Annotated in this window: 1 rRNA gene; it reads left to right on the top strand. The window is 46.8% G+C overall.

Annotated elements, in window-relative coordinates:
* Positions 1-28 precede the first annotated feature (28 nt).
* Positions 29-248: ribosomal RNA gene (locus ACWQAU_RS15180) — 16S ribosomal RNA — on the top strand; the annotation flags it as partial.

Below are 248 nucleotides of genomic sequence, written 5' to 3' on the forward strand. Positions count from 1 at the left end.
ATTAAATGAGCTTTTTAGAACTCATCATTAATTTGAGAGTTTGATCCTGGCTCAGGACGAACGCTGGCGGCGTGCCTAATACATGCAAGTCGAACGAACTCTGGTATTGATTGGTGCTTGCATCATGATTTACATTTGAGTGAGTGGCGAACTGGTGAGTAACACGTGGGAAACCTGCCCAGAAGCGGGGGATAACACCTGGAAACAGATGCTAATACCGCATAACAACTTGGACCGCATGGTCCGAG

This window comes from Lactiplantibacillus sp. 3062 (assembly GCF_055413545.1).